Source organism: Kerstersia sp. (assembly GCF_052103615.1).
GTDB lineage: Bacteria > Pseudomonadota > Gammaproteobacteria > Burkholderiales > Burkholderiaceae_B > Kerstersia.
Map to the genome: position 1 here is coordinate 43,817 of NZ_JBQEKA010000016.1, position 8,543 is coordinate 52,359.

Below are 8,543 nucleotides of genomic sequence, written 5' to 3' on the forward strand. Positions count from 1 at the left end.
CGGCAGCAGGTGCGCCAGGGAGGGAGGCAGGGCCAAGACGAGAACGGGGGTCCGATGACGCCTTGGGTGGCGTGCGGGATCAGGCGCTGATGATGAGGCCTGGCGTGGCGGTGAACAGGACTGCGCCGCCGCAGGCGCTGGCTGCGCCCTTGGCGATGGAAGGCCGGGATGATCTGGCGCGTTTGCAGCCGGCATTTCGCAGGACGCTGGCCACGGAAATCGAGGCGGGGGCGCTGGCAGCGCGTCTGTGCCCGGTGCAGTTCGAGGATGGCAGCACCGCTGTATTTGCCTGCGCGGAAGAAGCCGGCAGCGATAGCGTCGCGGAATGTCTGAGGCAATTGCAGGGGCGAGGTTACCGCCTGCATGAGCGGCCAGTCCGCGTGGTGTCATTGCCCCTGTTATTGGCCGTGGCGCGCGGCCAGATTGACGCAGGCTCTTTATCACGGCGGCGGCATCTGCTCGGTGATCCGCGCAAATCCGGGCTGCTGGCGGTCTTTCATCAAATGGTGGATTGGGCCCTGGCGCACGAAGCCAGCGATATTCATATCAATGTGGAAAGCCAGCGTCCGGTTTCCCGCGTGTTCTTTACCGTGACAGGCCGTTATGTGTCGCCCAAAGCCTATCAGCAACTGTCCAGCGCCATGCTGCTGGACATGCTGTCGGTCGCCTGGATGGATGTGCGCGGCGGCAATGGCGCCGTGTTTGATCCCACCGTCGAACAGCAGGGCAGCATCGGGTATGAGACGGGCGGGCAGGCGGTGATGTTGCGTTGGGCCTCGCTGGCGGCGGATGCCGGGCCGTCTGTGTGTTTGCGGGTGTTGCGTCTGGAGTCGCAAGGGCCTTTGCCTGGCCTGGCAGAGCTGGGCTATCTCCCCGGGCAGGTGAACTGCCTGGAGGACGCCCGTTTGTCCCAGGGGGGCGCCATCGTGTTTGCCGGCGTGGTGGGGTCGGGTAAGTCCACCACGCTGGCCAGCCTGATCCGTTCGCTGCCCGAGACACGCAAGGTTGTCACGCTGGAGGATCCGGTGGAATACCTCATCCCCAATGCCTTGCAGAACACCTTGGGACGCCGTTTGGATGGCGAGGATCACAGTGTGTTCGGCGTCAAGCTGCGTACCTTGAAGCGCAGCGCGATGAATGACTTGATGATAGGCGAAGTGCGTGATGCCGAGACCGGGCGGGCATTCATGGATCTGGCCGGCTCCGGGATGAGTCTTTACACCACCGTGCATGCTGGCAGCGCAGCGCTGATCCCGGAACGCCTGGCTTCGGATTTCATTCGTGTGTCGCGTGATTTCCTGGTGGCGCCCGGTGTTTTGAAGCTGCTGGTTTACCAGAGCCTGTTGCCGCGTTTATGTCCGCATTGCGCCGAACCGCTGGCCTGCCTGGAAGCGGGCGGAATGGCGGCTGACGGCCAGTGGCGGGATGGCGCCTACTGGAAAGCATGGACGGCCCGGCTGGCGCAGTGTTATGGCGTCGATACCGCCAGCGCAGGCAAGACTTTGCGTGTCCGTTGCCTGACGGGGTGTGACGCCTGCCGGCGGCCAGCCTTGCCGCAGCTCAATGGCTGGCTGGGGCGTACGGTGGCGGCTGAAATTATCAGGCCGGAGAGTACGCCGGGTTTTCTGGATGGCCTGCGCCGACGTGATGTCCAGGCGGCGGCGCAGAGCTGGCGTGCGATCCGGCGCGATGGGCTGACGGGCGCGGACATGCAGGGGAAAACCGCCATGGAATGCGCTCTCTACAAGGCCTGGATGGGCTGGGTGGATCCCAGAGATATTGAACCGGCATTCTCAGCGTTTGACAGCCTGCCGCAAGAGGGGGCGCATCATGCATGAACGATTTTCGCGCGCGATCCGGCAATGGGCTGCTCAGGCGCTTGCGCCCGTGTGGCAGGAAGAAGGGCAGCGCGTGCGGTGGGGCATCTGGCGAAGCATGTGGCGGGGTATCTGGTGGCGGCTGGCCGCAGGCGGCATGCGCCGGCAGCGCGCCGCTTACTACGGCTATCTGGCGGGCCGGCTGGCGCCAGGGGGCGGGCGCACCTTGCGCGCTTTGTTTGAAGATGATGCCCGGCGCTATGGCCCAAGAGAGGCGCGGGGGTGGCTGAGCATGCAATGGGCGCAGCGCTGCGCCTTGCAGGGCGGAGACCTTGAACAGTTATGGCAGGGGGTGTTCCCGGCCACGGAATTGCGTTTGCTGCGTGTCGCCCAGCACGCCGGCGCGGACGCTTTGCGCCAGACTTTGCAGGATCTTGCCCAGGCCGTTGCCTTGGTGACGAAAGTACGTACAGGGGTGCAGCAGACCTTGTCCGTCGCGGTGCTCGCCTGCCTGATTTTGCTGGCCATGCTGGCCGCCGTGCCGGTCTGGACGGCGCCGCATCTGGCCTCCATGTTCGGGCATATGCCGCCAGTCTTTCATGGCAGGGCAGCCAGCGCGCTGTTTTCTTTTGCCGGCGGGCTGATGCAAGCCTGGCCCTGGCTGCTCATGCCCGCTCTGGGTTTGTGCGTGCTGCTGCCCGCCAGCTTCACCCGGGCGCGGGGCCGCTTGCGGCTGAGGCTGGACAAATTGGCGCCCTGGCGTTTGCACCGGGATTTTCATGCGGTGAGGTTTCTCGCCTTGCTGCAGGTATTGCTGCGGCCCAGGTCAGGCATGGTCATGCCTATGCGCGATCAATTGGAACTGCTGTGGAGCGCATTGCCGCCATGGCTGCAATGGCATGTCGAACGCATGAACGAAACCCTGGCCCATGGGGCGCCTGTAGGGGAAATTTTTGCCACCGGGCTGTTCGAGCGGGAGACGCGTTGGATGCTGGATGACATGGTCGAAGCTGACGGGCTGGACGGCGGCATGGCGCAAATTCAGGCCAGGCTGGAGAGTCTGGTCGCCGGACGGGTCCTGGCGCGGGCGCGCTTCTGGCGTTGGGCCATGTTGCTGGGCGCGGCCGGTGGTGTCCTGGCATTGCTGTTCTGGCATTACATGGTGATTGACGATCTGCGCCGCGCGCTGACCAATTACCACGCTGCCGGCATGTCCTGACGTTGTGTATCCGTGCCGCCTGGCTGGCAAGCTTGGCAGGCCTGTGGGCCGGCCCATCCTTTCTTTCTCTGTCACTGTTGTGCCGAAATAAGGAACTCATCATGCGTACATTGTTTCCCTTGCCGCACCTGGCTCGTCCTGTTCTTGCCGCGCCTGGGCGGCCTGTGATGGCGCGCCGTGGCGGACGGCGGCCAGCAGGCTCTGGCGGCGTCAGCTTGCAGCGCGGATTTTCCTTGATCGAAATTTCGATTGTGGGCGCCATTATTTTGCTGATTTCGATGGTCGCCGTGCCCATGATCGGCAATTACATTACTGAAAACAAGGTGCCAAAAGTCGGGGATGAACTCCTGCGTTTCATGGTGCGCATGCGCGTCGGGGCAAGCGGCGTGACCGATTTGCCGTATGCCGGCGTGAATAACAGCGTGCTGGCCAATGCGTTGAGGGATTCCGGCGTCGTGCGCGTGTCGGGTGAGGGGGCGGCGGGTATCGTCAAACATGGTCTGGGGGGCGGCGCAACGAATCAGAGCGGCCTCGTCACCCTGGCGCCTGCCGCACTGGCAGGCGCCGGTAATGGCAGCGCATTCCGGCTCAGCCTCAGTCATGTCAGTCATGCAGCCTGCCCAGGCCTGGTTTCCATCCTGCAGCAGGTCGCCAGCGTGATTACGATCTCAGGCGGCCGAACCAGTGGCGAGGTCAAGAATGCGACTGCCAGCCCGCCGCTCGCATATCACCCCTTGCGGGCGGAAGCGCTGTGCCAGACCGGTGATGTCAACAGTTTTGCCTTTGTCGTGCAATGAAACGCCGGTCTCGTATAGGCTGGCTCAGCCAGCCTGCTTATACCCAGCGCGGTGTGGCGCTGCTGGAATTGATCGTCGCAGCAGCGGTGGCGGTGCTGCTGGCTGCCTGGGGGGCGGGGTATTGGGTGGATAGGGCGGAATCCGTGCGCAGTGCGGCGGCCGGCGCCTGGCTGGGGGAAGTGGGCAAGGCGGTGTCGCACATGCTGGAAAGTGAATTTTCCGGCCTGGCCGATCCTTCGGCGGCATTGAAGCATCCTTACGGTAACCGGCAGGCGCCGACCTTGCAGGAACTCAAGCGTTTCGCTTATTTGCCGGCAGGCTTTCCGGAGCGCTCTGTTTGGCAAACCGGAGCGGAAATACGTATCTGGCGCCAGGGGGAATGTCCGGCAGGCGGGGGATGCCTGGTGCAGGCGCTGGTCTATCTGCCTTTGGCTGCGTCGCGCCCGCCGGCGGACATGACCCGGCGCGCCGGCGCGCTGGCGCAACTGGACGGGCGCGGCGGCATGGTCTGGCCACATGAACCCGCGCGTATCCGTGGCGCTGTATTTGATATTCCCAACCCCTTGCCAGAGGGCACACGCTTGCCTGCCGGTGCTGTTGGCGTGTATTACGCGCTGGATGCGGCCCGCCTGGGCGAGTTCGTGCGGATGCGGGATACGCGGGATCCGTCATTGCAAGGCAATTTGTCGGTGGCAGGGCAGACCGATATCGCTGGCCGCTTACGGGCATCGGGGCGGCTGGAGGCGGGGGAATATCTGCAGCTGGATGGCAGCGCGCGCATGGCCGCGGCATGCCGTCCGAATGGCTTGCTGGCCAGGGACGAGCGCGGGGCCGGATTGTTGCTCTGCGCCAACGGTCAATGGCAGATTGCGGCGCTGGGTGGTTTTGGCGGTATTTATTCCTGGCAGGAGCGTTTTGGATGCCGGATCGGGAAGGCGAATCCCATCACAGGCGCATGCTCATGCCCAGCAGGTTTTCTGCCTTCCCTCATTAATTCCGTGGCGACGCATGATGATTACGCGACGCAAATCCACACCTATTTGTGCCAGCGGGCAGGAGGGTAGGTGCTAAGCGGACAATGGGGATATCGGCCCTTCTCAGCACGCTGGGCGGCTCGGGGACGCCGCCATGCCCGGACAGCGCCTATAATGATCAATTCGCCAAATTCATGCCTCGGGCAGCAATGAAAGCTTCAGAAATCCGCCAGAAATTCCTGCAGTTCTTCCAGTCCAAGGGACATACCATTGTCCCTTCGTCGTCGCTGGTGCCTGCCAATGATCCGACTCTGCTGTTTACCAACGCAGGGATGGTCCAGTTCAAGGATGTGTTCACCGGCAGGGACGCGCGTCCCTATACACGGGCAACCTCCTCGCAGCGCTGCGTGCGCGCGGGTGGCAAGCACAATGACCTGGAAAACGTGGGTTATACCGCGCGCCACCACACCTTCTTCGAAATGCTGGGCAACTTCAGTTTCGGGGATTACTTCAAGCGTGATGCGATTCACTATGCCTGGGAATTGCTGACCAAGGCGTATGGCTTGCCCGCAGATAAACTGTGGGTCACGGTGTATCAGGAAGACGACGAGGCCTACGATATCTGGGCCAAGGAAGTGGGCGTGCCGGTCGAGCGCATTGTCCGCATCGGCGACAACAAAGGCGCCCGTTACGCGTCGGACAATTTCTGGCAAATGGCCGACACCGGTCCTTGCGGGCCGTGTTCCGAGATTTTCTATGACCATGGCCCGGACGTCTGGGGCGGTCCTCCGGGGTCGCCAGAAGAAGACGGTGACCGGTATATCGAGGTCTGGAATCTGGTCTTCATGCAGTTCGACCGGGATGCGCAGGGCAACCTCAATCCGCTGCCCAAACCGTGTGTCGATACCGGTATGGGCCTGGAGCGTATTGCCGCTGTCTTGCAGCATGTCCACTCCAATTATGAAATCGACCTGTTCCAGGCCCTGATCGCTGCGGCGGCTCGGGAAACCGGTGTGGCCGATCTGGGCAATAACTCGCTGAAGGTGATTGCCGATCATATCCGTGCCTGCTCGTTCCTGATTGTCGATGGCGTGATTCCGGGGAATGAGGGCCGTGGCTACGTGCTGCGCCGCATTATTCGCCGGGCGCTGCGCCATGGCTACAAGTTGGGCCAGAACCGCCCGTTCTTCCATAAGCTGGTGCCCGATCTGGTTGCCCAAATGGGCGATGCCTATCCTGAACTGGCGCAAGCTGCAGAGCGTGTGGCCCAAGTGCTGCGTCAGGAAGAAGAGCGTTTTGGCGAAACGCTGGAAAACGGCATGCGCATTCTGGAAGGCGCGCTGGCTGCCGTGCCGGCAGGCAGTCCGCTGGACGGCAATACGCTGTTCACGCTGTACGACACCTACGGTTTCCCGGTGGACCTGACAGCAGATATCTGTCGTGAACGCAATGTGGAAGTGGATCTTGAAGGCTTTGAGAAAGCCATGGCGCGCCAGCGTGAACAAGCGCGTGCAGCGGGCAAATTCAAGGCCACCGAAGGCTTGGTCTATTCGGGTGAGCAGACCCGTTTCGATGGCTATGGCCAGCTGTTTACGGAAGGCGCCAAGGTACTGGCCCTGTATGTGGACGGCACGGCGGCAGATCAAGTGCAGGCCGGCCAAGCCGCCGTTGTGGTGCTGGATGCCACGCCGTTTTATGCGGAAGCTGGCGGCCAGGTGGGCGATGCGGGCGTGCTGACGGCACAGGCGGGCAATGCCCGTTTTGTGGTGGAAGATACGCTGCGGATTCAGGCTGGCGTGTCCGGCCATCATGGCACGCTGGAATCCGGCACGCTGAAGGTTGGCGATAGCGTGGACGCCCAGGTCGAAGCCGGGCGCCGCGTGCGCATTGCGCGCAATCACTCGGTGACGCACTTGATGCACAAGGCCTTGCGCGATGTGCTGGGGGCTCACGTGCAGCAGCGTGGCTCGCTGGTCGATCCGCAAAAAACGCGTTTCGACTTTGCGCATGATGCGCCGATGACAGCCGCGCAAGTGGCGCAGGTGGAAAAGCTGGTGAACGAGCAGATCGTGCTGAACGATCCGGTCGAGACGCGCGTCATGGCGTATGACGATGCTGTGCAAAGCGGCGCGATGGCATTATTCGGCGAAAAATACGGCGATACGGTCCGTGTCGTCGATATCGGTTTTTCGCGTGAACTGTGTGGCGGTACCCATGTGCGCAGCACGGGTGAAATCGGCTTTTTCAAGCTGGTGACCGAAGGCGGTGTGGCGGCAGGGGTGCGCCGCGTCGAAGCGGTAACGGGCAGCAATGCGCTGGCCTGGGTACAGGACCTCGACGATACGGTGCAACAGGCTGCCGCTGCGCTCAAGACGCAGCCGGCTGAGCTGCCCGCGCGGATTGCCCAATTGCAGGATCAGCTGCGCAGCCTGGAAAAATCGCTGCAACAAGCCAAGGACAAGCTGGCTGCCAACGCGGGTAACGATCTCGCAGGCAAGGCCCGTGATATCGGCGGCGTCAAGGTGCTGGTCGAGTCCCTGGGCGCGGTCGATGCGCGTTCGCTGCGCGGTACGGTCGATCAGCTCAAGAATAAGCTGGGCTCGGCAGTCGTGCTGCTGGCTGCTCAGGACGACCAGGGGAAAATCAGCCTGGTGGCCGGGGTGACGCCGGATGTCGTGGGCCGCATCAAGGCTGGCGATCTGGTCGGAGAGCTTGCCGTGCGCGTTGGCGGCAAGGGCGGCGGCCGCCCGGATATGGCCATGGGCGGCGGCAGTGATACGGCAGCCCTGCCCGAGGCGATCAAGGCAGCGGCTGCCTGGGTAGAGTCAAAGCTGTAAGGCAGGCGCGCATGAACACGAATGATCCCGCGTTTGTGCAAGAGGTGGATGCCAGCGGACTGAAATGTCCGCTGCCCATTCTCCGCGCCAAAAAAGCCCTGGCGCAAATGCAGGCGGACGAGGTGCTGCGCGTCATCACGACCGACCCTGGCGCTGTCCGTGACTTTGACGCCTTTGCCCGCCAGACGGGCAACACCTTGCTGTTGCAGCGGGATGAAGGAACGCGCTGCGTGCATTACCTCAAGCGCCGGAGCTGAGTTCCTTTTTCCCCGTTGCCGCGATTGCGGCTATTTCATCCCTTTCGTCCATTTCGTCCATCTCGTCCTGCAATGCTGCCGCAGGCAGGGCCAGATGGAAGATGGCACCGCCTTCCGCGGCATTGCTGGCCCAGGCGGCGCCATGGTGCCGTTGCGCGACGGCCAGGACGAAAGCCAGCCCCAGGCCTGCGCCGGGATTGCGGATCGCGGTACCGGTCGCATTCTGGGCGAAGGCTTCAAAAAGCGTCTGCAGGTCTTCTGGCGGCACGCCGGGGCCATGGTCCCGAATACTGATGATCCAGCGGTTGGTCTGCGCTTCCCAGGCAAGCCCGCATTCTATGCTGGCCTCAGCCGGGCTGAACTTGATGGCATTGTGCAGCAGGTTGCCAATGGCGCGGCGCAACAGGGTTGCGTCCACACTTAGCCAGGCGGCGGGCGCTGGCGCTGCCGGGGGCGGTGCTGTCAGGATACGCAATTGCCGGGCCTGGGCGAGGCTGAAAAAGTTGTCACAGCATTCGCACAGCAAATCATAGAGATCCGTATCGTGCTGGTGCAATTGGGCGGATTCCGCGCGGGTCAATTGCACAAAGCCGTCAACCAGTTCCAGAGTCTGGTGCGCGTAATTTGTGATGCGTTTCAGGG

7 protein-coding genes are annotated in these 8,543 nt (G+C 62.9%); 6 read left to right on the forward strand and 1 reads right to left on the reverse strand.

Annotated features, from left to right (window positions below):
• Positions 1-104: 104 nt before the first annotated feature.
• The 6 genes from ACTJGZ_RS06185 (at position 105) to ACTJGZ_RS06210 (ending at position 7,901) form a co-directional block, all read left to right on the forward strand.
• Positions 105-1,838 (forward strand): ATPase, T2SS/T4P/T4SS family, encoded by a 1,734-nt coding sequence (locus ACTJGZ_RS06185; protein ID WP_441662070.1) that lies wholly within the window; start codon positions 105-107, stop codon positions 1,836-1,838.
• Positions 1,831-3,036, forward strand: coding sequence for a hypothetical protein (locus ACTJGZ_RS06190; RefSeq protein WP_441662071.1), 1,206 nt, complete (start codon positions 1,831-1,833; stop codon positions 3,034-3,036). The genes ACTJGZ_RS06185 and ACTJGZ_RS06190 overlap by 8 nt, the downstream gene beginning before the upstream one ends.
• 101 nt (positions 3,037-3,137) lie before the next feature.
• On the forward strand, positions 3,138-3,833 hold the full coding sequence (locus tag ACTJGZ_RS06195; protein ID WP_441662072.1) for a prepilin-type N-terminal cleavage/methylation domain-containing protein: 696 nt from the start codon (positions 3,138-3,140) through the stop codon (positions 3,831-3,833).
• Entirely contained in the window at positions 3,830-4,897 is a 1,068-nt protein-coding gene (gene pilV, locus ACTJGZ_RS06200) for a shufflon system plasmid conjugative transfer pilus tip adhesin PilV (RefSeq protein ID WP_441662073.1), read from the forward strand. The genes ACTJGZ_RS06195 and pilV overlap by 4 nt, the downstream gene beginning before the upstream one ends.
• A gap of 119 nt (positions 4,898-5,016) precedes the next feature.
• Complete coding sequence (alaS, locus tag ACTJGZ_RS06205; protein WP_441662074.1) at positions 5,017-7,644, forward strand: alanine--tRNA ligase; 2,628 nt, start codon at positions 5,017-5,019, stop codon at positions 7,642-7,644.
• An 11-nt stretch (positions 7,645-7,655) separates the two neighbouring features.
• The gene (locus ACTJGZ_RS06210; RefSeq protein WP_441662075.1) at positions 7,656-7,901 is read left to right on the forward strand and encodes a sulfurtransferase TusA family protein; all 246 of its coding nucleotides are present in this window, start codon (positions 7,656-7,658) and stop codon (positions 7,899-7,901) included.
• Here ACTJGZ_RS06210 and ACTJGZ_RS06215 read toward each other — a convergent pair.
• The coding region (locus tag ACTJGZ_RS06215; protein WP_441662076.1) for a sensor histidine kinase at positions 7,885-8,543 on the reverse strand (659 nt) is incomplete at its 5' end. The two genes, ACTJGZ_RS06210 and ACTJGZ_RS06215, sit on opposite strands and share 17 nt — an antisense overlap.

Excerpts from the sequence above, each read along its gene's own strand:
- ACTJGZ_RS06190 (WP_441662071.1), top strand. The coding sequence starts at position 1,831 with ATGCATGAACGATTTTCGCGCGCGATCCGGCAATGGGCTGCTCAGGCG.
- ACTJGZ_RS06195 (WP_441662072.1), top strand. The coding sequence starts at position 3,138 with ATGCGTACATTGTTTCCCTTGCCGCACCTGGCTCGTCCTGTTCTTGCC.
- pilV (WP_441662073.1), top strand. The coding sequence starts at position 3,830 with ATGAAACGCCGGTCTCGTATAGGCTGGCTCAGCCAGCCTGCTTATACC.
- alaS (WP_441662074.1), top strand. The coding sequence starts at position 5,017 with ATGAAAGCTTCAGAAATCCGCCAGAAATTCCTGCAGTTCTTCCAGTCC.
- ACTJGZ_RS06210 (WP_441662075.1), top strand. The coding sequence starts at position 7,656 with ATGAACACGAATGATCCCGCGTTTGTGCAAGAGGTGGATGCCAGCGGA.